Origin of the sequence: Glaciecola petra (genome assembly GCF_031846345.1) — a bacterium.
Taxonomy (GTDB): domain Bacteria; phylum Pseudomonadota; class Gammaproteobacteria; order Enterobacterales; family Alteromonadaceae; genus Glaciecola; species Glaciecola petra.
The window spans coordinates 356,500-378,086 of sequence record NZ_JAVRHX010000002.1 but is presented as its reverse complement, the minus strand read 5'-3'; the positions used below and the strand labels follow the sequence as shown (position 1 = coordinate 378,086).

At 39.7% G+C, this 21,587-nt stretch carries 25 protein-coding genes; 15 read left to right on the top strand and 10 right to left on the bottom strand.

All coding sequences use genetic code 11. From position 1 onward, the window contains the following. Nucleotides 1-290: 290 nt before the first annotated feature. From RM552_RS09510 to RM552_RS09500, 3 genes are read right to left on the bottom strand one after another with little or no spacing between them, the layout of a single operon-like run. A complete protein-coding gene (locus RM552_RS09510; protein ID WP_311368595.1) occupies nucleotides 291-419 on the bottom strand; it encodes a hypothetical protein in 129 nt (42 codons plus the stop codon). Next, nucleotides 416-1,069 carry a flavin reductase family protein gene (locus RM552_RS09505; protein ID WP_311368594.1) on the bottom strand — a complete coding sequence of 218 codons (654 nt, stop codon included), beginning with the start codon at nucleotides 1,067-1,069 and terminating at the stop codon, nucleotides 416-418. Before RM552_RS09505 ends, RM552_RS09510 begins: the two co-directional genes overlap by 4 nt. Before the next feature lie 35 nt (nucleotides 1,070-1,104). After that, complete coding sequence (locus RM552_RS09500) at nucleotides 1,105-1,296, bottom strand: zinc ribbon domain-containing protein (protein ID WP_311368593.1); 192 nt, start codon at nucleotides 1,294-1,296, stop codon at nucleotides 1,105-1,107. A 106-nt stretch (nucleotides 1,297-1,402) separates the two neighbouring features. On the opposite strand from RM552_RS09500, the gene RM552_RS09495 reads away from it, so the two are divergent. From RM552_RS09495 to RM552_RS09475, 5 genes are all read left to right on the top strand, one after another. Further along, nucleotides 1,403-1,726, top strand: a complete 324-nt coding sequence (locus RM552_RS09495; protein ID WP_311368592.1) for a hypothetical protein — start codon at nucleotides 1,403-1,405, stop codon at nucleotides 1,724-1,726. Nucleotides 1,727-1,830: 104 nt separating this feature from the next. Then, entirely contained in the window at nucleotides 1,831-4,008 is a 2,178-nt protein-coding gene (locus tag RM552_RS09490) for an exonuclease domain-containing protein (protein WP_311368591.1), read from the top strand. A gap of 53 nt (nucleotides 4,009-4,061) precedes the next feature. Next, a complete protein-coding gene (locus tag RM552_RS09485) occupies nucleotides 4,062-4,334 on the top strand; it encodes a TIGR03643 family protein (RefSeq protein WP_311368590.1) in 273 nt (90 codons plus the stop codon). A gap of 57 nt (nucleotides 4,335-4,391) precedes the next feature. Then, nucleotides 4,392-4,724, top strand: a complete 333-nt coding sequence (locus RM552_RS09480) for an ArsR/SmtB family transcription factor (RefSeq protein ID WP_311368589.1) — start codon at nucleotides 4,392-4,394, stop codon at nucleotides 4,722-4,724. Nucleotides 4,725-4,819: 95 nt separating this feature from the next. Next, nucleotides 4,820-5,251, top strand: a complete 432-nt coding sequence (locus RM552_RS09475; RefSeq protein WP_311368588.1) for a VOC family protein — start codon at nucleotides 4,820-4,822, stop codon at nucleotides 5,249-5,251. A 40-nt stretch (nucleotides 5,252-5,291) separates the two neighbouring features. Here RM552_RS09475 and RM552_RS09470 read toward each other — a convergent pair whose 3' ends face one another. Beyond that, entirely contained in the window at nucleotides 5,292-6,032 is a 741-nt protein-coding gene (locus RM552_RS09470) for a DUF4919 domain-containing protein (protein WP_311368587.1), read from the bottom strand. Beyond that, the gene (locus RM552_RS09465) at nucleotides 6,025-6,537 is read right to left on the bottom strand and encodes a TerB family tellurite resistance protein (RefSeq protein ID WP_311368586.1); all 513 of its coding nucleotides are present in this window, start codon (nucleotides 6,535-6,537) and stop codon (nucleotides 6,025-6,027) included. Before RM552_RS09465 ends, RM552_RS09470 begins: the two co-directional genes overlap by 8 nt. Nucleotides 6,538-6,708: 171 nt before the next feature. Between RM552_RS09465 and RM552_RS09460 the strand changes: the two genes are divergently transcribed. The 3 genes from RM552_RS09460 (at nucleotide 6,709) to RM552_RS09450 (ending at nucleotide 8,517) form a co-directional block, all read left to right on the top strand. Then, entirely contained in the window at nucleotides 6,709-7,230 is a 522-nt protein-coding gene (locus tag RM552_RS09460) for a DUF2058 domain-containing protein (RefSeq protein WP_311368585.1), read from the top strand. A 291-nt stretch (nucleotides 7,231-7,521) separates the two neighbouring features. Next, nucleotides 7,522-7,995, top strand: coding sequence for a Dps family protein (locus RM552_RS09455; RefSeq protein WP_311368584.1), 474 nt, complete (start codon nucleotides 7,522-7,524; stop codon nucleotides 7,993-7,995). Between the two features lie 234 nt (nucleotides 7,996-8,229). After that, nucleotides 8,230-8,517: a GIY-YIG nuclease family protein gene (locus tag RM552_RS09450; protein WP_311368583.1), complete on the top strand. Its 288-nt coding sequence runs from the start codon at nucleotides 8,230-8,232 to the stop codon at nucleotides 8,515-8,517. A gap of 179 nt (nucleotides 8,518-8,696) precedes the next feature. Here the strand turns inward: RM552_RS09450 and RM552_RS09445 are convergent, their stop codons facing one another. From RM552_RS09445 to RM552_RS09425, 5 genes are all read right to left on the bottom strand, one after another. Next, nucleotides 8,697-10,070, bottom strand: a complete 1,374-nt coding sequence (locus RM552_RS09445) for a DUF3482 domain-containing protein (RefSeq protein WP_311368582.1) — start codon at nucleotides 10,068-10,070, stop codon at nucleotides 8,697-8,699. Continuing rightward, nucleotides 10,060-11,268 carry a DUF2868 domain-containing protein gene (locus RM552_RS09440; protein WP_311368581.1) on the bottom strand — a complete coding sequence of 403 codons (1,209 nt, stop codon included), beginning with the start codon at nucleotides 11,266-11,268 and terminating at the stop codon, nucleotides 10,060-10,062. The genes RM552_RS09445 and RM552_RS09440 overlap by 11 nt, the downstream gene beginning before the upstream one ends. After that, nucleotides 11,262-13,094, bottom strand: coding sequence for a M2 family metallopeptidase (locus tag RM552_RS09435; protein ID WP_311368580.1), 1,833 nt, complete (start codon nucleotides 13,092-13,094; stop codon nucleotides 11,262-11,264). The genes RM552_RS09440 and RM552_RS09435 overlap by 7 nt, the downstream gene beginning before the upstream one ends. A 90-nt stretch (nucleotides 13,095-13,184) precedes the next feature. Next, nucleotides 13,185-13,388, bottom strand: coding sequence for a DUF3012 domain-containing protein (locus RM552_RS09430; protein ID WP_311368579.1), 204 nt, complete (start codon nucleotides 13,386-13,388; stop codon nucleotides 13,185-13,187). A gap of 55 nt (nucleotides 13,389-13,443) precedes the next feature. After that, the gene (locus tag RM552_RS09425; RefSeq protein WP_311368578.1) at nucleotides 13,444-14,751 is read right to left on the bottom strand and encodes a hypothetical protein; all 1,308 of its coding nucleotides are present in this window, start codon (nucleotides 14,749-14,751) and stop codon (nucleotides 13,444-13,446) included. A gap of 172 nt (nucleotides 14,752-14,923) precedes the next feature. On the opposite strand from RM552_RS09425, the gene RM552_RS09420 reads away from it, so the two are divergent. The 7 genes from RM552_RS09420 to RM552_RS09390 all read left to right on the top strand — a co-directional run bounded on the left by RM552_RS09420 (nucleotide 14,924) and on the right by RM552_RS09390 (nucleotide 21,578). Continuing rightward, nucleotides 14,924-16,543 (top strand): S41 family peptidase, encoded by a 1,620-nt coding sequence (locus RM552_RS09420; protein ID WP_311368577.1) that lies wholly within the window; start codon nucleotides 14,924-14,926, stop codon nucleotides 16,541-16,543. Nucleotides 16,544-16,602: 59 nt separating this feature from the next. Then, complete coding sequence (locus RM552_RS09415; protein WP_311368576.1) at nucleotides 16,603-16,959, top strand: hypothetical protein; 357 nt, start codon at nucleotides 16,603-16,605, stop codon at nucleotides 16,957-16,959. Nucleotides 16,960-17,033: 74 nt separating this feature from the next. Further along, nucleotides 17,034-18,320 carry an alkaline phosphatase family protein gene (locus RM552_RS09410; protein ID WP_311368575.1) on the top strand — a complete coding sequence of 429 codons (1,287 nt, stop codon included), beginning with the start codon at nucleotides 17,034-17,036 and terminating at the stop codon, nucleotides 18,318-18,320. A 54-nt stretch (nucleotides 18,321-18,374) separates the two neighbouring features. Continuing rightward, a complete protein-coding gene (locus tag RM552_RS09405) occupies nucleotides 18,375-18,956 on the top strand; it encodes a DsrE family protein (RefSeq protein ID WP_311368574.1) in 582 nt (193 codons plus the stop codon). A 202-nt stretch (nucleotides 18,957-19,158) separates the two neighbouring features. Next, complete coding sequence (locus RM552_RS09400) at nucleotides 19,159-19,785, top strand: TetR/AcrR family transcriptional regulator (protein ID WP_311368573.1); 627 nt, start codon at nucleotides 19,159-19,161, stop codon at nucleotides 19,783-19,785. After that, a complete protein-coding gene (locus tag RM552_RS09395; protein WP_311368572.1) occupies nucleotides 19,782-20,498 on the top strand; it encodes a DJ-1/PfpI family protein in 717 nt (238 codons plus the stop codon). The genes RM552_RS09400 and RM552_RS09395 overlap by 4 nt, the downstream gene beginning before the upstream one ends. A 129-nt stretch (nucleotides 20,499-20,627) precedes the next feature. Then, the gene (locus RM552_RS09390) at nucleotides 20,628-21,578 is read left to right on the top strand and encodes a chemotaxis protein CheV (protein ID WP_311368571.1); all 951 of its coding nucleotides are present in this window, start codon (nucleotides 20,628-20,630) and stop codon (nucleotides 21,576-21,578) included. Nucleotides 21,579-21,587 lie beyond the last annotated feature (9 nt).

Below are 21,587 nucleotides of genomic sequence, written 5' to 3'. Positions count from 1 at the left end.
TACAAAATACAAATGAGAATAATTCTTTTTTACACAGCCCTTTATACGACAAAAGCTCGCGATCTAATATCGGCGAGCTTTCTCTAAATGGCACTTGGTATTGCCTTTAATTCGTTCTTTACTGCTTAATTTTCACAAGCCACCATTTATTGGCGACATACTATCTTGATTGCGTTTATGTTTATACTCTTACTTAAGCAGAAAGGTTTGTAAAGATATATCTTTTTGTTTATTGATCTGTGTTAACAAAAATGAACACTTAGCCACAAAAAGCGGATATTTGTGACAAATTAATCAATATCTTTATGTTCAGACCTTTCGTCATCGACTGGAATTTTAATCAGTAGCCAGACTATTAGGCCCACTGCAGCAAGAGAGATGCCGCAAACGAGTAATAATTGGTCAAGATTTGGGATCATTTGTCTTGCTCCCATATTGAAACTAATTTTTCATTGGGTTTAGCATATGAAAACCGGTCGATACGCTCAGTATTGTGGTAACTATCTAAACAAGATATAGCGACTGAACCAGCCTCCTCAATATCAACATAACCATCTTCCAATAAAAATTCATTCCCAACAATCGCCTCAACGATACGGCCAATGACCAATTCGGTTTTATTTAATTCAATCACTGTTACCTGTTCAACTTCTAGTGCTAGTTTTATTCGTGATTCAGCAACAAAAGGGACTGGGAGCATATTCGACATTTGTGGCGTAAGTCCTACTTCTTCAAACTCGTTTTCTGACGGCTCATACCTCGCGGAGCATTGATGCGCTTGTTTTGTGATGCCATCGTGAACATGGTTAATAGTAAACATGCCTGTTTGTTTTATGTTCTCAAGTGTATCTCGCACGACAGTATGTGGCCGCATGATCATACCCAATAAGGGAGGATGTGCCCCAACATGGAATACTGAACTTATAATCGATAAATTTAGCTCGCCTTTGGCGCTTGATGTCCCAATTAAGTTTGCACTTTTAAAGCCTGACAAACTATTAATGAAGTTTGCCCGCATTCGTTGGGGCATTTGTAGAATTGATTGTTCACTGAATACTTTTGTTGTCATTTTTTGCCTTTAGCAGTATTTTCAAGCGTAGTTACTTATTCATCATCCCTGCGAGCAATTATTTCTAGCCCAAAACCATTATCTGCGACCAATACTTCTATTGGCGAACAACAAATTTGACAATCTACTATTTGCTGTTGGCCAATATCGTTATCTTCGTCTATTTCGATATCATTGATAGTCATACAATAAGGGCATTCAAACTGCTCTTCGCGCGATAAACTCATATGGTTATTTCTTTATATTCATTCAAGTTTTAGTATACGCTAAAACACATTGACTGGATTTGTTAACTCGCATAAAGGTACGCAACTTCGTTGCAACAAAATAATTATGTCTGAAAATTTCATGACGCATAAATACCCTCGCCGCAGCCGCTTTGGAACCTGCCCACTGTGCTCGCGCGAAGTAGACCTGACATTTCATCATCTGATCCCTAAAAAAATGCACCGTCGAACTTTCTTCAAAAAGCATTTTACGAAAAAAGAGTTAGCTGCTGGTATCGATATTTGCCGCCTTTGTCATACTGGCTTGCATAAAAACTACACAGAAATGCAATTAGCTAAACATTTTTTTAATGTAGAACGCATAAAAGCTGATAAGCAGTTACAAACTCACTTTTTATGGGTCAATAAACAAAAAGTCGGCAAATCTTAGTAAATAAAAAATATTACAAATTACAAAAATACTGTATATTTAGACAGTCTTATACAAAGGCTAGGCGCTAAGGAGCTTCCTGATACCCCAGGAATGACGATAAAATGGCTTACAAAGATTTACCTACTTTTTATTATCATACTCATTTTATCGAGTTTTTAGACTACGTATGCGGCCCTTGCACACATTTGTTAAGCAAAGAACATCATCAATTTCTTCAAGTTTTTCGCGACCTTACTCATCCTCAACAATGTTTGCTAGTGCGTTTGCTCAATCGAAAATATCCGGCCATTAAAAAACGAACATTACATTTTGATGAGCTGCCAAATGTTGAAGATGATTTGTCAGAACTTTGCAACATTGAGCAAAATAAACGCGCACTATTTTGCCGGCCATTTTCGGCTCAAGATAAACAAGCACTGTTACAAGTACTCACAAAAGCTGAGCTATTCGAACTCGCTTATTCGCTATACCCAGACGACACTCAACTCCCTCCAAAAAGCGCAAATAAAGCAACATTCTTATCTTATTGTCAGCACATATCAGAATGTGATATTGCTCAAAACCAAATTGCCAACAATTATATTATTAGAACTTGTGACCACTCGATTAACTATTTTCTGTTCTTATATTTTGGTCATATCAAAGGTCAACTCAACCAATTTTCGATGCGCGACCTTGGCATTATGCATACTCGCGACAAACAGGCACAAATGCAATCAAGGTTTGCTTCAGCACAAAGCGCTCAATGTTGTTTCAAAATGGCGACAGACCTCAGCAGAATAAAAAGAAGCGATTTTTCAAATGAAGCAACGATACGCCATAATTTGGACGAGCTGGCCAAGTCGGAATGCGGTCAAAGTGATATTATTTTGCAAAATATTCGTTATTTGTTAGCAAAAGCAATGTTGGCATTTAATGTTGAACAGGCATTATTAATTGCAGAACACACAAACAACGCTGAGGCTCAAGAATTTTGGTGCAGGCAAGCATATAAAGCAGGCTATAAAGAAAACGTCGAAAATAAATTAAATGCAATTATCGATAAACCAATTAGCGACAAACTATTATCGTTTGCAGAAGACTTTCTTGCACGCAAATACCACAAAAAACGCACCAGTAAACTTACCGATATGTTGCGCGAAAATAGCCGTCATCTATGCATAGACGAAACATTTAAAGGAAACGTAGAGCGTGGCGTTATAGCTTATTATGAAGCCAGAGACATACAAGCATGGCGTACCGAAAATCATTTATGGCATAACTTATTTGGTCTGTGTTTTTGGCCAGAACTTTTCGAAATTGAAGGCTTAGGGTTAGCCACTGCTTTTGATTATTTACCGGCATGTTTAAAACATCACCAATTCATTGATGTTGCTGCACCTCAAATAACAGCTCGATTAGATAGCGTGAACACTGCTAAAGAGTTTATGTTGCTTCTTACCAAACACGCATCAGTCTATTATGGACAGAGTCAGAGTATTGTTCATTGGCATAAGCACATCCTTGATCCACTGCAAGTACTCGTGAATAACACTCCTATAAACGCATTAAAAGGCCAGCTATTACACATGTGTGAAAACTGGCAACTATACAACGACGGTTACCCAGATATTATGGTGTTGGAAAACAACAAACTTCGCTTTGAAGAAATAAAAGGTGAAGGCGACAGTTTAAGACGAAATCAGCTGTTACAGATAGAAAGCCTTCGCTATTTTGGTATAAACGTTGGTGTAACCACGGTAGATTATAAAATTGATCCGATGCAAGCCTACGTTGTTGTTGACATTGAAACCACCGGCGGAAGAGTGGGTAAGCATAGAATTACTGAAATTGGCATGGTAAAGATGATTAACAATGAAATTGTTGATCAGTGGCAAAGTTTGATTAATCCGCAGCGGCGAATTCCGCCAATGATCACTAATCTAACTGGCATAAATAACGACATGGTTGCTGACGCTCCTTTGTTTAGTGATATCGCCGACGAGCTAGAAGCATTTACTGCAAACTGTATTTTTGTAGCCCACAATGTGAATTTTGATTATGGTTTTTTCCGCACAGAATTTGATAGCTTGGAACGTAATTTTAAACGTCCTAAACTATGCACTGTGCAACAAATGCGTAAACATTACAAAGGCTTAAAAAGCTATTCTTTGGCTAACTTAACGCGACACTTTAATATTGATATGCAGCGCCATCATCGCGCGTTGTCAGACGCACTTGCCGCTAGTGAATTACTTAAGCTAATCAATCAAGCCAGACTCAAAGCGCAAGCTGAATAAAACCATGGCATCACCAACTAATCTAAAAAGAATGTTGCAGCGTATTTAAACGGATGAAAACGAGTAAATTATTATCTGCTGAAGACCAATCCCGCGTTATTGAAATGGCATGGGAAGACCGCACTCCGTTTGAAGCCATTGAAAAGCTTTATGGACTAAGTGAACCAGAAGTTATTGAATTGATGCGTAGTAATATTAAACGAAAAACTTTCAATAATTGGCGCGCCAGAGTATCGGGCCGTAAAACTAAACATTTAAAGCTTCGCAGCCCAGATGTGTCTAGGGGTTATTGTGCCACGCAATATAAACCTGTTAGAAAAAGATAGTTATCTTATTATCCGTGGTATTATTAACACTTACTGAGACTACTTTTTAAATAAGTTATGGATAAGCAAGCAACAATCCCCAAGCAATGCGTAGATGAATTACAAAACCATCTTCAACCTGAACTATTCAAATCTTTATGTGATGCCAACCGATTATCAATAGTGGCATTTTTAGCGGTTCAAACAAGCCCAATTACCGTTGGCGTGCTCGCCGATCAATTTGGAATTGATATTTCTGGAGTATCTAGACATTTAAAAATGTTGAAGGATGCAAAGGTCTTAAACGCTGAGAAACAGGGTCGTGAAGTATACTACTCACTTAATTGTGGGCAACTTACCAGCACCTTACGAGGACTTGCTGATGCCCTAGATGCCTGTTGTAACAACTGAGTATGACTCCTAAACCTTTACATTATACTTGCATATTTGTGCAAACATACATATATTATGAATGTAAACTTTTTATCACCAAAAGGAAGACAAAAATGAAAAGGCTACATTTACATATTAATGTTAGAGAAGAAAACTTTGCAAAAACACGTGATTTTTACAGCGTATTATTTGGCGCCCAACCTACAAAAGTAAAACCACACTATTCAAAATGGTTTTTAGATGACCCTAAAGTAAATTTTGTCATCGAAACACATCAGAATAGCACTGAAGAAGGCATCCATCATGCGGGTATTCAGGTAGACGACATAGATGAACTTAATGCTATCAGGCAGCGACTGACGAAAGCGAATATTCCTGTTATGGATATTGGTAAAACCGCTTGTTGTTATTCACTATCAGAAAAAACGTGGACCGCCGATCCTAGCGGTGTCAAATGGGAAAATTTCCAAACTTATGCCGAACATGATGATTATGGCAGCAGAACCGAGCAAGAATGCGATGCGGATGTAGCAAGCACTCGCTAACTCCGCTTATTTTTTGAGTTAAGGCAAGCAGTAATAAATGTTATTGCTTGCCTTCAAGTTGATCAATAAGACCCCTTCTAAATTGGGAAGTAAGATCAAAATGCCAAGTTGTTGTGCGGTTTGTTTTGGGGTCTTGCACTTGAATGACTTGTACGGGTAATTTATTTAAATAAACTAAAGATTGACCAACAGCAACGAGTTGGTGCAACTGAATAAACGCATACAAATCGTTAGCGCTGGTAACATATAGCGCAGTTTGAGGCGATTTACCATCGCCGGTTCGCCAAATAGATTCAATAAAACTATCGAGCACTAAGTTATGAAACCGACCCTTTTCTAAATTACCAAGTTCAGTGGCACAAATTGAGGCGCCATAATGCCCAGTCAAACTTGAATAGTTTATTTCCAGTAGCTTATTGTTGACCTCCAAACATGCTTGCCAATTCTCATTTTCCATGAAGTATTGAGACTGCAATTTGGCTGCTTGTTCTGCGCCACTGCTAGGTTTATAAAACGAAGTTAATGGGAATATTCTGGTCAGTAGATCAAAGTCTTTTGCATTGGCACTACCTTGCACAATTTTTTCGACTATTTCTGCATAGTCTTGGTCAGACTGTTGATAGTTCAATACTTGTTGGCTCTGGTCCACACTTTCATTTTGAGAGGCGCATGCACTCAGAAATAGCACAACACAGACTATCGCTGCCTTTATAGCAATGTTGAGCTCGCTCTTGTTTAACAAGTCGCGCAAATGTGAGTACTTAATTTCTAACTTACGCACTAGGAAAAGCCTTTTTTATACGCTTTATTAAGTCTTGTTGTGGCAAACTTACCTCGCCTTCTGCAGTGGCAACTTTGTTTAACATAAACATGACCGAGTCAATCTGTTCTTGACTGAATTTGTCCATTGTTCTGATTAATACCCCACTAGGATTCCCCAATACATCATCACCTCTACCAAAAATATGCACGCTGGCGCTTAAAAGTTCTACTGCCTTTTTTTCATCTAGCTTTAATTCAGATTGAAACAAAGACAAGATAACCGAGCGTTGCTCTTTGCTCATATCACCATTTATTTTTGCCACTGCGACCATAAAAAGAGCAGCTACATCCAAAGGTGATTCTAATGTGAAGGCCGGGTGAAGCTCATATTCTTTCCTGAATTTGCGTCGCCGAGCCCAAGAGAATGGATTTAACCACCCTATATCTATACCGCCCTGATTGAGTCTATTTAATAGCACCAATATAGTCACTATTACGCCAAGTAAGCCCAAGATGATATGCATTGTGTTTCCCTACAACTAAAAAAATAATGGATAACGCTGAACAGTCTATCTATGAAAAACATAGTAGCAAAATAGTGATTATGAGCAAGTGAAAGGCGTCTTTTAAAGCGTTTCTTTTAGGAGTAACATACACAACATTAAATGCTTAATAAAAAAATATCAGGATAAGAAATGGCCAAAATGTCCTTGCAAGAACAAATGATGAAAGCGGGTTTAGTCAATCAAAAGAAACTCAAAAAAGCTAAAAAGGGCTCCAAAAAATCTCGCGAATTAGCACGTGAGGTGAAAGCCAGTGTAGAAGAAAAGAAACAAAATGAAGCAGAAAAAGCCCGTGCTCTTAATCAACAACAGCAAGAAGAAAAGCAAAAAAAAGAAATTAAGGCTCAGGTAAAACAATTAATAGGCGCAAATAAACTCGATTTAAAGGGTGGTGATATTAAATACAATTTTACTGACGGCACGCTGATCAAATTTGTGTATGTGAATTCCTTATTTAGACAACAACTCTTAAATGGACTGTTATCGATTGCACGCTTTGAAGAAAGTTATGTGGTAATTCCGAGTATTGTAGCGAAAAAAGTGGCCATGCGAGACGCCGATGCTATTGTTGAAACTCAAGTCGCTGAAGAAGAAATAGCCGAAGAAGATGACCCCTATGCAGATTATGTTGTCCCCGACGATTTGATGTGGTGAGCTAGTGCAGTTGAGCCAGTCATCTCCACTGCCCTCACCGTCATCTCCACCGCCCTTGCCGTCATCTCCACCGCCCTTGCCGTCATCTCCACGCAAGTGGAGATCTCCAAAAACGGAGAACAAGATTCACAAAGCATGAAAGCTAATAATGAACTTGATGTGCCAGAACAAGAAAAAGTGGATACAGTAACTTTTATGATTCGGTTTAGTAGATTAGATTGATAGTATTTGTTCGTTGGAATCGTTGAAGGTTTCTGACCATAATGGTCACATCTTAACAAGGAGACCGCAATGAACAACACAAACTCTATTGGCTTAAACACCGAAAAAAGCAAAACACTTGTCGATTCACTCAATGGCTTATTGAGCACTTATCAAATCCACTATATGAATACTCGCGGATTTCATTGGAACATTAAGGGACAAAACTTTTTCGAGTTACATTTAAAGTTTGAGGAAATTTATAACGACCTATTACTCAAAGTCGACGAAATTGCCGAGCGTATTTTAACCATTGAAGGTGCGCCATTGCATGCTTATTCTGATTACGCTAACAACTCACTTATTGCAGAAGCTAAAAATATTAGCGATGGTAAAAGTGCTATTGAAAACCTATTAAGCGGCTTCAAAACTTTGATCAGCACTCAGCGCGCCTTGCTTGAGCAAGCATCTGACGCTTCTGACGAAGGCACTGCGGCCCTAATGAGTGACTATATTAAAGAACAAGAAAAGTTAGTATGGATGCTTAAAGCTTATTTGAATTAGGTAAGTATCCCAGGTCTATCTGTCATCCCCAAGCACCCTGTCATCCCCAAATACTCTGTCATCCCCGCGAAAGCGGGGACCCCTTGGCCAACCCCATGCACCCTGTCATCCCCAAACACTCTGTCATCCCCAAACGCTCTGTCATCCCCGCGAAAGCGGGGACCTAAAAAACTGGCCTTTTCAATTTATTCAAAGCTGTATATGGTTGTTATCCAATTGAAAAGGAATTCAATAATGAAACAAGCATGCCTTTACATCATTACAAATCGTAATAATACAACACTATATATTGGCGTTACGAGTAATTTAGTCCAACGTATTTATCAGCACAAACATAAGCTAGTAAAAGGTTTTAGCGCTACGTATAACTTGAATAAGCTTATCTATTTTGAACAATTTGAAGATATAAATAACGCAATACTTCGAGAAAAAAGAGTTAAAAAATGGAAAAGAGACTGGAAAATTGAACTTATCAATAAATTGAATCCCGCTTGGAATGATTTATATTATGATTTAATTTAATGTGCTTTTTTGGGGCCTACTTTGTTGGTTGTGAGGTTCCCGCTTTCGCGGGAATGACAGAATGAAGGCGGGAATGACAGAGTGTGCGCTGATGTGTATAGAGGTTCCCGCTTTCGCGGGAATGACAGAGTGAAAGCGGGAATGACAGGGTGAATGCAGGAATGATGCAGGTTTTGACCTTACTTTGTGGAAAATAAAGGGGTAAGAATTGCTTCTAGATTATCTACTGGTTTTTGTTTGATTAATCTTTCACATGCGCGATTGAGTTCTTTCTGTGCTGATTTCTCGAGGCTTTCAACCTTGTCTTGAAAGTCACTGGTACTAATATTTAAATTTTGGCGATTAGCATGATTGAGTTGAGAGATTTGCCGATATAAATGAATGAAACGTCCAATAACAACATACGGAAAATTGCGATTTTTAATAGGGCCTACACAAGCTTGATATCCGCCAATAGGCAAGCCTTTGATTTTAATATCAACAATTTTATCTGCACCAAACCAAGCACTTCCGGCTCCAATTAAGCCCCCACCAATAGAACCTAACATAAAGCTAGACCCTGCCACGGCCGCGTCAAGTGCGGCACCGCTCACGGCGCCAGCTGCGGTTGCTGCTACTACTAGTTGTTTTTTATTTAGGCCCCAAGCAAACCACTGATCGCAATCGAAAAGATCAGGGGGTAAATCAAATTGCTCAAGCGACACTTGAGTTTGAAAATGCGCATAGTTGTCTAATAGTTTTTTGACTGCACTTTGTTCACGCTGCTTCATCCATTCTTTATATTGTCTGTCGAGGATAGGTTGTACAGTTTTTGCTTGTGCTTGCGTTAGCACTTTTTGACATATTTCGTACTGGCATAAGTCATCGATAAGTTGCGATAAAATGCTGACGCTAAAGGCTTGCTGTTGCAAACGTTTATCCTGCAAATCTTGAATAATCTCGCTGAGTGTTTGTGCCCATGCAGGATTTAAATGCGTAAAGGTTTGTAGCAATTCAATATGCTTTTCAAATTCGGCCTTCATGGGATTAAATACCCTAACCGACTTGAAATATTGAGCTAGGGCATTATTCCACTCTTCAATATAGTCTGAGTTTTCAATAGGATTAATAAGCGCCATCGATGGCTGCCCTGTCCATCTAAGAATCTCCATCTCTGCTTCATATTCAACACCATAAGGCCGTGAACCATCGACGACATAAAGGATCGCTGCACCTGCTACAATAGGCTCAAGTAAAGCGACTTCATCTTTAAATAATTGCTGACATTCAGGGTCTTTTACAAACATAGCAACCGCTAGGGCTCGTTCGTTTGCACTACTGCAGTGTTGCTCTAACCATGCCAATACCTTTACTGGCCTCTGAAAACCTGGCGTATCAACTAAATCATAACTGCCTTGTTGGGTATTAACGGTGTAATGGTCGGCGTTTTCAGTAGTGCCGCTTCGGCTCGAAATTTGAATGTTGTCGTTGTGCGAAAGTGTCGACACAATTGAAGACTTACCCTTGTTGGGATGCCCAACCACAGCGAATACAGGAGAAGCCTTATTCGGCATTTTGTTCACCTTGATTCTCTTGAACCTGCGCTATCTCACACTCATGAGTAGCCGCTTGATAAATGCCCCAATTCGGCAATTTTGCTGTAAACCTTTGCCATTCCTCAAGATGGATAGGTAATGGGGCAATGACCTTGTCCTTCTTGTAATTAATCGGATACAACAAACCTCGAGTATGTTCCATATAATCTTGAAGTTCACCCATCGGCGGCTCCCAAGCCTTTACCAGCAGCAATTGTGTGCTGTTGCTTTGCAGTTTTTCAAGTAAATCGACATCAAAAATAAATGGCCCTTGGGGAAGCTCTTCAATTGGCTCCAATCTCAATTGCGAAAGTATTTTTTGAGACAAGCTTGCCCAATTCATCAAGGCATACTTTTTCGGTAAGGTTTGCGTAACTGGCTCAAGCTTATACAGTTTGGTTGTTTTTCGGTGTTTTTCGATATTACTGTTAAATGCGTCAGTGATATTTACAGTGTTGCTCTTTGTGTTATTTTTTCGATTCTCACTAGCGAGCTTTTTCAGCCATACCTTCGCAACAAATAAAAGTACACCTCGCAAAACGAAGGAGTAAACAAAAATCGTCGCTAAAACAAATTTCCACCATTGCCCAAAAACGACGACATTTGTGTAACTTTCGTTTAATCGCGAATCTTGAGTTGCGCGAATCAATTCGATGCTTGGCTGAGCAGACTCTACAAACCACCAAGGCAAGGCGATAAGCTCCAATAAGGGTAAGACTTGCTCGGCCCCAAGTATAGTGCTACGCCATACAAAGTTCATATCGGTAATTAATAAATACAGTATAAAAACAAAAAATGAACTAAGGGCATAGGCCAGCGCAGCCCCTTGGCTTTGTAAGAAAAACCATGGCTTATCCATTTTTAACTGATGTGCTTTATGCAGATATGACTTTAGCGATTTGGAAGGTAAAAACTCACTCAGTAAGCGAGCAAAATTGATGCCTTTACCTTTGACCAAAGAAATCACCGACAGTAAGGCCCCTAGCAATGGAACAAAGGCATAAACAACCATGAGTCCCAACAAACTTACTCGCCCTGCATCGTCACCAATTAATACACCTATGCTAAAAGCGAAGCCGAGTAAAAAGCCAATAATAAGGATAGGCCGCGACAAGGTAGACGCGCTCGCTGGGGTAAAGTCGCTTTGTTTAGCTTGCAAAATAAAAACGGCTACCAACCACATTCCCTGTTGGCATTTTGCTCGTCTAACCATACTTTAAGCGGAGCAAAATAAGCTTCAATTGTAGACGCATCCATATCGGGAGCGCCTGTCATAGTTTGCATAGCTTCTTGCCATGGACGGCTTTTACCCATTTCTAGCATGTTGTTGAGCGCAGTTCCTGCTTCTTTACTGCCAACAATTGAACAACGATGCAAAGGCTCTTCGCTACCCGCGATATCACATAGCGCTTTGTGAAATTGAAATTGCAGAATATGTGCTAAAAAATAGCGCGTGTAAGAAACGTTGGCAGGCACGTGATATTTTGCGCCAGGATCAAAAGCGTCTGCGCTGCGCTCAACAGGAGCAGCAACACCTTGGTATTTCTCGCGAAGTTCCCACCAAAGTTTATTGTACTGTTCTGGAGGTATATTGCCTTCAAGCACTTGCCAACGCCATTGGTCAACCATTAAACCAAAGGGAATAAACGCTATTTTGTCTAAAGCCACTTTAAGCAGCATGCCTATATCATTTGATGCATCAGGGATTTCATCAATTAGCCCAAGGCCTTTGAGGTAAGTTGGTGTAATTGATAAGGCAACTGTATCGCCAATAGCTTCATGGAAGCCGCTGTTTGCTGAGCCTCTGTATAAAACGGGTAAGTCCTTATATGCGCGTTGATAGTAGTTATGCCCTAGTTCATGGTGAATAACATTGAATTCTTCACCGGTGATCTGAATGCACATTTTTATTCGCAGGTCTTCCTTGTCATCTAAATTCCAGGCCGAAGCATGACACTGAACATCGCGCCCCTCTGGCTTTTGAAACATAGAGCGCTCATAGAATGTATCGGGAAGTGGGTCAAATCCTAGTGAAGAAAAAAAGTCCTCTGCTTCTTTGACCATTCTCAATTCGTCATACCCTTGCTCGGCCATTGCTTTAGTCACATCGGGCACGTTCATTTCTTGCTCAGGTTTGACGATATCGTAAATATTGCCCCAACTCTGTGCCCACATATTGCCAAGCAGGTGAGCGGGTATCGGTTTGTTAAGGGGCACAATATCTTCGCCATAGTGCTCTGAAAGTTCAGCGCGTACATGGCACTGAAGAGCATTATAAAATGGCTGTACTTGACCCCATAAACGATCTAATTCTTTTGGAAAATCAGCAGCAGGCATATCGTATTTTGCCCGCCACAACTCAGAGGTATTAGCAAAACCTAGCTCTTTGGCGCCCTCGTTAGCAATACCTACTTGTTCCGTATATATGTCGCGCATAGGTTTAGAAACTTCGCGCCAACCTTGCCAGTACTCTTTTAATAATTCAGGATCGCGAGATGTTGACATTTCTGCACTCATTTCGACCAATGACAAACAAGTACCATCTTCTCGGCAGTATTCCCCAGCGCCATACATACTGGTCATTTCTGAGCCAATTGCCGCTAAACGCTCGGCTTTTTTCGAATCCGCTGGTGGTGCTATTTCTAGCGAAGCTTTCAGCAATTCAAGTTGTCTGCGTGTATCAGCATCGACTTCTACATCGTTAAACTTAGCTGCTTCTACCGCATATTTTGCGCGTAATACTGATACTTGTTCATTAAAATATGCTGTTACTTTTGCAGTGTCGTAATTGATATGCGTGGCATATGCCCAAGCTGCGTGAGCGGCTGGCGTGGATATTTTGTCCATCTCAGCTTCAAATTTATTCAAAAATGCCTTAGCATCAGCAGCGTTTAATATTTCAGTTTGGGCCTTATTGGCGCTACTATCATCATTAGTTGGAGAGCACGCAACACCGGCTATTAACGCAGCCGCGGCGAGCAACGAAAATTTAATTTTTTTCATCATTAACCTGTCGTATTTTTATTGTAATAATTGTTGTTGGATTGCCCAATGAGCTAACCACCTTGCACAGATGTGTCCATGCATAGCAATTTAGTCTTCAGATTTCGGTATCAAACAATGTTTGGCATAATCAGATAACTCGTTTGCAGTCCAATCACCTTTGGGCTTTTCTTCTAGATTTTCACACCATTCGATACTGCCCACTTCAGGCGCGCACGCACTAAGCAGTAAAACACTAAAAAATAAACTGATGAGTGATACTATCTTTATTGTTGATGACTTTATCTTAGTCATTTTGACCTCTTTGTTTGTTTAAACTAAATCATGTCTTTAATTCTAACTTGAAAAATTATTCGGCAAATATGTCTCTAAAAAAATAGATAATAGCGGCGCGTTTCCATTCTCCTTCAAATGGCACAATTTCGCCATTTGAGTTTCCATCTACCCATACTTTACCGTTGGGTTCTACCAAACCAACTTGAGTTCCGCCACGCCATACTTTTCCGTTCTCTTCTAGGGTACCAATATGCCGTCCTCTAAACCATACCTTACCGTCTTTTTCTATGGAGCCTAAATCATTACTGCCCACCCAAATTCTTCCGTTTGCCGTCACATCACCAACGTCGCGGTTATTCATCCAGATGCTACCTTTGCGGTCTATGGAAGCTAGCTCACTCCCGCGATACCATAATTTTTGATAAATTCCTTTAATAAAGTCTTCTCTAACCGGCTTTTTCTTCTTTGGTACAGATGCAAGCTCTATATGTGTTTGTGCTGCCTGCTCTTGATAAACTTCAAAATTTTGTTGATTAAATGCAATAAGCGCCAAATGGTCTTGTCTATTTGGGTTCTTTATATTAGGAAATATGTCATCAAGTACCTTGCCGTTTGCACTGGCTAATAAACCTTGCTGTAAGGTAGCAGCGTTTCGTTGCCCATTTTCACCATAGGCGAAGTTGTATACTTTCATTTTTTGGGTGCTGTTTATATTTTCGAGTTGACGCGAAAGTTGCACAGCCATTTCTATCTGGCTGTTAAACTGTTGCATAAGTAAATTAATATCTTGCGAGATTTGTTCCTGAAAATTACCACTTATCCAAGCTTTCACACGCTGAGTATCTGCGTTAGACCCATCAGACTTATTTAAAATACTAAGGTCTGCTTGTAGAATATCGGTTTGCAGAGCCTTCATTTTGCGAGCCCATAGTGTTACTTCACTTGGGCTAGGGTTTTGCGATAGTTTAGGCCTATTTTCTCGCTGATATTTACTTAATATCTTATCTAGATCGAGCTTACTTTTTTGAGTTGCTTGTTGGCGCTGGGCAGTCTGTTCGCTCTGGGCAGTTTGCCAAGTCTGGGCTATTTCGACCATATTTTGTCGCAAGCTGCTCCATTTCTGCACACTCACCACATAATCGGGATGAGTTTTAGATTCAGTCGTTTGCAGTAAATTAGAGGTTTTGGTTAATTGTTCACTAATACGATTGTATTGGCTGACATCACCAGTTTTAATGGTTTTAAGTTTGCTTTCAATACTCATTAATTCACGCTTAGCCATATTAAGTTTAGCGTCCATTTGCTGTGCATTGGCCACAGTTATCGCGGCGACTAAAAACACTAACACAAGGAATTGAGTTAATAATGTAAACTTGTTCATAAGCGATGCCTCCATGCAAATCAATCAATACACTTTGATAATAAAAGTGTCCACCTTAAATTACAAGCTTAGTGAAATTAGTGTGATTGGTGCTAAACTCTTGCTGTAGTTTGTTGTCGAAGTTGAAAGCTTAAGTAAGTTATACAGTGGGAAGATTTCATCGGAGTAAAAAATGAGAGTATTAGGGATTATTGGTTTAACTATTTTATTGCAGGCTTGTGGTGGCGGTGGTGGCAATACAACACAAAATCAAACGCCAACAACTCCACCAGTAACGCCGCCCAGTGGTAGCACGTGGCAAAGTGGTGTATTCGCTAGCGAGGATGTATTCAAGAATAGATGCGAAGTCCCACGCACGGGCACTGACCTCAATGGCAATACTTTCCCAGATATACAAGGTACTACCTTCGATGAACAAATGTGGCTCCGCTCTTGGAGTAACGACACTTATTTATGGTATAGCGAAATTACTGACCAAAATCCTCAAGGTTTTTCTACGTCTATCGAGTACTTCAATGTACTTAAAACTGAAGAGCTTACGGCGTCGGGAGCGGCAAAAGACAATTTTCATTTTTCTCAGTCTACAGAAGAATATGAATCTTTTGCCCAATCCGGTTCTCAAACCGGTTACGGAATTAATTGGAGTTTCATTCGTAATTCTCCTCCGCGTTCATTACGTGTAAGCACGGTAGAGCCAAACTCATCGGCATCTGATGCGGGAGTATTAAGAGGTGATACTTTATTAAGCATAAATGGCGTGGATTTTATTAATGGCAGTGATGTAGATGCTATCAATAACGGGCTCTTTCCAGAAAACGAAAATACTGAAACTGAGTTTGTTTTCGAAAGAAATGACGGAACCGAGGTCACTCTCACTTTACGCTCAGGTAATTTTGAAAAGTCATTTGTTAACAATACCAAGATTATTGATACTGATGCTGGCAGAGTAGGCTATTTTCGCTTTGATGGATTTCAACGGCCAGGACAGACACCTTTGATCGATACATTCCAAACCTTTGTTAATGCAAACGTTACCCAATTGGTGATGGACCTTCGTTACAATGGCGGCGGACTATTAGCAATGGCGTCGCAACTAGGCTACATGATTGCTGGACCAAACCAAACTAATAACGCTATTTTTGAATCCAGTCGTTTTAATGACAAATATACCAATACAAATCCGGTTACAGGAGATTCTCTAAGTCCTACGCCCTTTTATGATCGTGAAATCGATTGGGATTCTAGTACTTTTACCAATCGTCAACTTCCTAGTGTCAATCTTTCGAGAATATACGTCATTACCACCGACAGCAGTTGCTCTGCTAGTGAAGCTTTAATCAACAGCTTAAGAGGTATTGATATAGAAGTGATACAAATTGGCGGCACTACTTGCGGTAAGCCTTATGGATTTTATCCCACAGGTAATTGTGGTACCACTTATTTCACCATACAATTTCAAGGTGTAAACAATAAAAACTTTGGTGATTATGCCGACGGTTTCAAACCGACAGTGTCGCCACAATTTGATGATGAATTGCCAGGATGCGTAGCAAGCGATGATTTCAATAACCCACTAGGGAACGAGCAAGAAGGCATGCTTTCTGCGGCACTTTTTCGAATGACTGAAGGCATTTGTCCCAGCAGCAATGATCAAGTTTTATCATCATTTGCAAATACCAAGAAAACTTCTAATGAAGAAAATGACAAACTAAGTGTTTTTGATGCTAGATATCGCGCAATAATGCTCGAAAACTCGATTAATACACCTATATTAGAGTCTCAAGAAAAATGAGTATTAAAATAAGGTTTGCCAGCCTATGCCTAAGTGTATTCTTTATTACCGGATGTATCATGGTTATTTCTGACAATTCAGGCGCTTCACAAGACAAATCACCTGTGTATGAACCTGCAATATTACTGGGCTCAAATGACGATCAAAGAAAGACCTTACAACAAGCTGCATCAAAATTGTTGTATGGTCGTGACGTACAACTTAGCAATAATGCATTCCTAGAAAACGCCTCCTTGTCAATTGAGCGGGTTGCGGCAACAGATCGGCAACAAAGGCCTATCAACGGACGCGTGATAGATACAACAAACAACTTTATTGAGTTAAGTTTGTGGATTAAAGATGGGGCATGCTGGTTAAAGCGCAAAGACACCAATGAGAGTATCGAAATAAAAGATATTCGTTGTAAAGCGCTTTAATTTCGGTAGGCCAAAACCAAACATAATATGCTAATCTACATTCAGCACGTACAAATTTTGAGTAAGTGACTTATATGACCTTTTTTGGCGCCCGTTTTGCACAGCTACTTTTCAGTTTGATTCTGAGTTTTATAATAGTGTTTACAACACAGGCTCTTGAAAACAAAAGCAGAAATAATAATACCGTTATAATGATTGGTATAGACGGCTTACGTGCCAATACATTCGATACGATCGCGGCCCCTAATATGCAAATGCTGGCGAAGAGCGGCGTACAAAGGGCAATGGTACCAGCCATGCCAACCAAAACCTTTGTCAATTTTTATTCACTCGCCACTGGTTTGCACCCCAAACATCATGGTTTAATTTCAAATTACCCCTATGATCGTAAAATTGGACGGACTTTTAACCGCAGAACTGATGTGCAAGACCCCAAGTGGTGGGGCGGTGAACCTATTTGGATAAGCGCTGAAAAACAAGGTATAAAAACAGCGACGTATTTTTGGGTTGGGTCAGAAGTTGCTATTGACGGCGTTCAACCCTCGTTTTGGAAACCTTATAATCAACAAAAAGACTATACGGAAAGAGTTGAAGAAGTGCTTGCTTGGCTAGCAATGCCAAAAAAAATGAGGCCACAATTTATTACTTTGTATTTTTCGGCTATCGATTCTGCTGCTCATACTTTTGGGGTAAATTCGAAGGAAGAAGTAAATGCGGTTGCCCGAGTCGATAAACACATTGGCGAACTAATAGCGGGGCTGCAAAAATTGGGCATGTATGACAATACAAATCTAATATTGGTCTCTGACCATGGCATGATTGATTTGTCAGATGACCGCGTCATTAACATTGATCAATGGGCTGATATTAGTACATTTATTGTCCCTGATTGGGCCCCTAGCAGAGATACTGTGTTTGCCCCCTTTTTGAATATTTATGGGGATGCAAGAGCTATTAAAGAAATTGCTGCTCAATTAAAGGGGAAACATCCGCAGATGCAAGTGTTTCGACGCGATGAATTTCCGAGTCATTATCATTTTGACCATCCTGATCGCGGGCCCGATTTAATGTTATTAGCCGAACCCGGTTGGTCAATTTTTGCAAGTAAACATAAAAAACCACCCGAACCTCGTTTTTCTTCGGGTTCATTTATGGCAACCCATGGTTACGATAACCGGCATACAACAATGCAAGCCAAATTTATTGCTTCGGGCCCGGCTTTTAAGCCTTCAAATGATAATAAGTCGTTTGATAATATCGATGTTTACAGTCTAATTGCTTGTATTCTAAAAATTGACCCCGCTATAAACGACGGTAACATTGAGCATGTTAATCATTTATTGCATAAGCCCTGCGATTGATTCGGCTATTGTTAAACTACTAAACCCGATTTCAGGGCTACACAGGAATGTAAAATGCAAAACCACAAGAAGCACAAAAAGCCTTTTTACCGGCCATCAACATTAGGTCTTACCTTATGCTTCCTCACATTTATATTTAGCATATCGTCAGTTTATGCAGATATGAGCGAGTTTGTTGATGGACCTCAGATCAAAGGCTTTGGCAAACATGCGCCGGTGAAAACCGCCACTGTTGCCAAAGATACCATCATGAAAGTTGCTTTCGACGTTGGTGCACCAGCCAAAAAAGGTGCGATAAACCGGAGGTTTGACAGTTTAGCTCGTTTTATCAACATGCACGTTGCTTCCGGCCTCAAAACCGAGAACATTCAATTAGCACTGGTAGTGCATGGAAAAGCAAGTTTGGATCTACTCGATAATCCAACATATCAAAAAGCCCATCAAACCGACAACCCCAATAAAGCGCTTTTACAAGTACTTATGCAAAACAATGTTCAAATTATATTGTGCGGGCAAACAGCCGCAGCTTACGATATCGCCCATGAACAATTAGTAAAAGGCGTCAAAACGGAATTATCAGCCATGACTGCCCATGCCTTGTTACAACAACAGGGATATTCGGTTAATCCATTTTAATTTATGCGCGGTGACTGGTTTAACGAAGTTGTGACATTCTTAGATAAGCACTTAAAATAATCTTTAAATACGCCACAAAAGAGCTTTAATTATTGTGAAAGCAATTCTTTTTGTTCACTTACAATGAAAATAAGTACACTTGTACTATTTATTGGCATGCATTATAGTACATGTGTTCTATTTTATATCTGTGGTATTAAGGATGATAAAAAAACAAGCGACAAAACAAGCTATTCTGAATGCTAGCATGCACTTTGTTTGTCGATATGGTCTGAGTGCTATTACAATAGGTGAAGTGGCAAAGCTCACTAATATGTCACGCACTGGTGTGATTTCGCATTTTCAAAACAAGGCAGACATGCAAATTGCTATTTTGCGACATTGTGAAGATATTTTTATCTCACAAGTTGTCAAACCTTCACTCGCAATCGATCCACTCGATAACTTAAGACGTTACTTTGATAATTGGATGAACTGGGTTTATAAATTAACGAAGCTTAAATCGATGAGCTGCCCTTTTATTAAAGCCGTTGCTGAATTTCAGGATCAAGAAACTAGCTCTGTTAAAACAGTGATTATTGAGCAACAACAACGAACTTTTGATTATATAGCCTCTTTGTTTGAACGCTGCCAAAATGAGGGCATATTTAATCTAGATTTATGCCCCAAAAATGCGGCTCAGGCGTGTTATGGCCACTACTTGTCCCACAACATTGCTAAAAACTTGCTCAAAAACCCTAATGCAGATACAACTTTCCAACAAGCAATTAATCAGGTTATCGAAAAATCTATTAGCCATAAATACATGCTAGATAGGCGAACATTGTGAACAATCAAAGTAAGGCAAATCAAACTGTAAAGACACAAAAAAGATACACGGTAACAATATTGGCTTATCCTGGCATGACTATGCTTGACGCAATTGGTCCAAACGACATATTGGGCAACAGTGAATTTATAGATCTGACCTGGGCAAGTACCGAAAAAGACCCAATCAGTAATGACATGAAAAGCCTAGCACTGTCTGATCTCACTTATTTTAAAGACATTTCTAGTACCGACGTGTTGTTGGTGCCGGGTGGTGCTGGCGACCATTATGTTATGCAACGAACCGATGTACTTGCATGGATAAAACAAATGAATGAACAGACCATATTGACTACGTCGGTTTGTACCGGTGCCTTAATTTTAGCTAAAACTGGAATACTACGAGATATAAAATCCTGTTCACATTGGGCATGTTTAGATGAGTTAAAAAAGTTGGGAGCTAAACCCGAACGTAAAAGGTTTGTTCATGACGGCAAATATGTAAGTTCTTCGGGTGTATCTGCTGGAATAGACATGTCTTTATACTTATTGAAAAAACTTGTTTCGAAAGAGCATGCTCGTGACATACGCTTCGCTATTGAATATTTCCCGAATCAGTTTCATCTGTTTAATAGTTATACTCTACCCAAATTTCTAATGGCTAAATTAGCGAAACGTTTCCACGCCATTTTTAAACACGCTCGGAGCAAAGTGATAAACGAAAAAAATACTTAACAGTAAATCCTATCAATTCTTGGCAAGAGGCATCGATAAATCAATACTCAGAATAAACTGATGATTAGCAGTTAACAAGACATGCTTTTTGCCGATAAACAAGAATAGCCAAAAAAAGAAGGTGTAAAAATGTCAAACCTAATGTCTACCGTAGATCAACGAACGCAGTTAGTGGGCGAAAATCGTTTGGAACTATTAATGTTTAAATTAGGTACAAGGCACACATTTGCACTCAATGTTTTTAAAGTAAGAGAAGTCATCACTGTACCAAGCATGAACAGAATGCCAGGATCGCATGGCTTTATTGAAGGCATTATTAATAGTCGTGGAAAATCAATTCCCGTCATTGATTTAAGGGCTGCAATTTCAATTTCCCACAATAGTGAAAACTATACCCCTGAAAACGTAATTATCACAGAATACAACAGAAGCGTGCAAGGCTTCCTAATTGGTCAGATCATGAAGATAGTGAATACATCATGGTCAAGCATTCAACCACCTCCAAAATCTGCTGGTAAAAATAACTATCTAACAGCTATCACTCAGCACAAAGAACAAGATAAGACTGAGCTGGTCGAAATTATAGATGTAGAAAAAGTACTCTCTGAAATTGTTGATTACGATACTAGTATTTCTGAAGAGGTTTTAGATCAAGACATTGCCCTACACTTAAGCGGCCAAAAGATATTAGTAGTAGACGACTCCTCCACTGCTCGATGGCAAATAAGAGAAACGTTATCGCAATTGGGTGTTGAAATTGTTGAAAAATCAAATGGCTTAAGTGCACTGAGATACCTTCAGTCATTGGCTGACGAAGGTAAAAATATAAACAACGAATTTTTGATGATGTTTACCGACGCAGAAATGCCGGAAATGGATGGATATAGTCTTACTGCCGAAGTCAGAAATGATAAACGTATGAGTAACTTTTATATCGCTTTAAATACCTCATTAAGTGGCAGTTTTAACGAAGCCATGGTTGAGAAAGTGGGTTGCAATCGCTTTATTTCAAAATTCCAACCAGATTTGTTGGTCGAAGTCCTCCAAGAACGGATGCGCCAAGTACTTAGCGAACAATAAATAAGTATT

What these genes read in the sequence shown, in the direction of transcription:
- RM552_RS09435 (WP_311368580.1), bottom strand. Translation starts at nt 13,094, where the DNA reads ATGAAAAAAATTAAATTTTCGTTGCTCGCCGCGGCTGCGTTAATAGCC.
- RM552_RS09460 (WP_311368585.1), top strand. Translation starts at nt 6,709, where the DNA reads ATGGCCAAAATGTCCTTGCAAGAACAAATGATGAAAGCGGGTTTAGTC.
- RM552_RS09400 (WP_311368573.1), top strand. Translation starts at nt 19,159, where the DNA reads ATGATAAAAAAACAAGCGACAAAACAAGCTATTCTGAATGCTAGCATG.
- RM552_RS09390 (WP_311368571.1), top strand. Translation starts at nt 20,628, where the DNA reads ATGTCAAACCTAATGTCTACCGTAGATCAACGAACGCAGTTAGTGGGC.
- RM552_RS09475 (WP_311368588.1), top strand. Translation starts at nt 4,820, where the DNA reads ATGAAAAGGCTACATTTACATATTAATGTTAGAGAAGAAAACTTTGCA.
- RM552_RS09425 (WP_311368578.1), bottom strand. Translation starts at nt 14,751, where the DNA reads ATGAACAAGTTTACATTATTAACTCAATTCCTTGTGTTAGTGTTTTTA.
- RM552_RS09485 (WP_311368590.1), top strand. Translation starts at nt 4,062, where the DNA reads ATGAAAACGAGTAAATTATTATCTGCTGAAGACCAATCCCGCGTTATT.
- RM552_RS09510 (WP_311368595.1), bottom strand. Translation starts at nt 419, where the DNA reads ATGATCCCAAATCTTGACCAATTATTACTCGTTTGCGGCATCTCTCTT.
- RM552_RS09500 (WP_311368593.1), bottom strand. Translation starts at nt 1,296, where the DNA reads ATGAGTTTATCGCGCGAAGAGCAGTTTGAATGCCCTTATTGTATGACT.
- RM552_RS09465 (WP_311368586.1), bottom strand. Translation starts at nt 6,537, where the DNA reads ATGCATATCATCTTGGGCTTACTTGGCGTAATAGTGACTATATTGGTG.
- RM552_RS09480 (WP_311368589.1), top strand. Translation starts at nt 4,392, where the DNA reads ATGGATAAGCAAGCAACAATCCCCAAGCAATGCGTAGATGAATTACAA.
- RM552_RS09455 (WP_311368584.1), top strand. Translation starts at nt 7,522, where the DNA reads ATGAACAACACAAACTCTATTGGCTTAAACACCGAAAAAAGCAAAACA.
- RM552_RS09415 (WP_311368576.1), top strand. Translation starts at nt 16,603, where the DNA reads ATGGTTATTTCTGACAATTCAGGCGCTTCACAAGACAAATCACCTGTG.
- RM552_RS09445 (WP_311368582.1), bottom strand. Translation starts at nt 10,070, where the DNA reads ATGCCGAATAAGGCTTCTCCTGTATTCGCTGTGGTTGGGCATCCCAAC.
- RM552_RS09405 (WP_311368574.1), top strand. Translation starts at nt 18,375, where the DNA reads ATGCAAAACCACAAGAAGCACAAAAAGCCTTTTTACCGGCCATCAACA.
- RM552_RS09420 (WP_311368577.1), top strand. Translation starts at nt 14,924, where the DNA reads ATGAGAGTATTAGGGATTATTGGTTTAACTATTTTATTGCAGGCTTGT.
- RM552_RS09505 (WP_311368594.1), bottom strand. Translation starts at nt 1,069, where the DNA reads ATGACAACAAAAGTATTCAGTGAACAATCAATTCTACAAATGCCCCAA.
- RM552_RS09490 (WP_311368591.1), top strand. Translation starts at nt 1,831, where the DNA reads ATGGCTTACAAAGATTTACCTACTTTTTATTATCATACTCATTTTATC.
- RM552_RS09430 (WP_311368579.1), bottom strand. Translation starts at nt 13,388, where the DNA reads ATGACTAAGATAAAGTCATCAACAATAAAGATAGTATCACTCATCAGT.
- RM552_RS09410 (WP_311368575.1), top strand. Translation starts at nt 17,034, where the DNA reads ATGACCTTTTTTGGCGCCCGTTTTGCACAGCTACTTTTCAGTTTGATT.
- RM552_RS09450 (WP_311368583.1), top strand. Translation starts at nt 8,230, where the DNA reads ATGAAACAAGCATGCCTTTACATCATTACAAATCGTAATAATACAACA.
- RM552_RS09495 (WP_311368592.1), top strand. Translation starts at nt 1,403, where the DNA reads ATGTCTGAAAATTTCATGACGCATAAATACCCTCGCCGCAGCCGCTTT.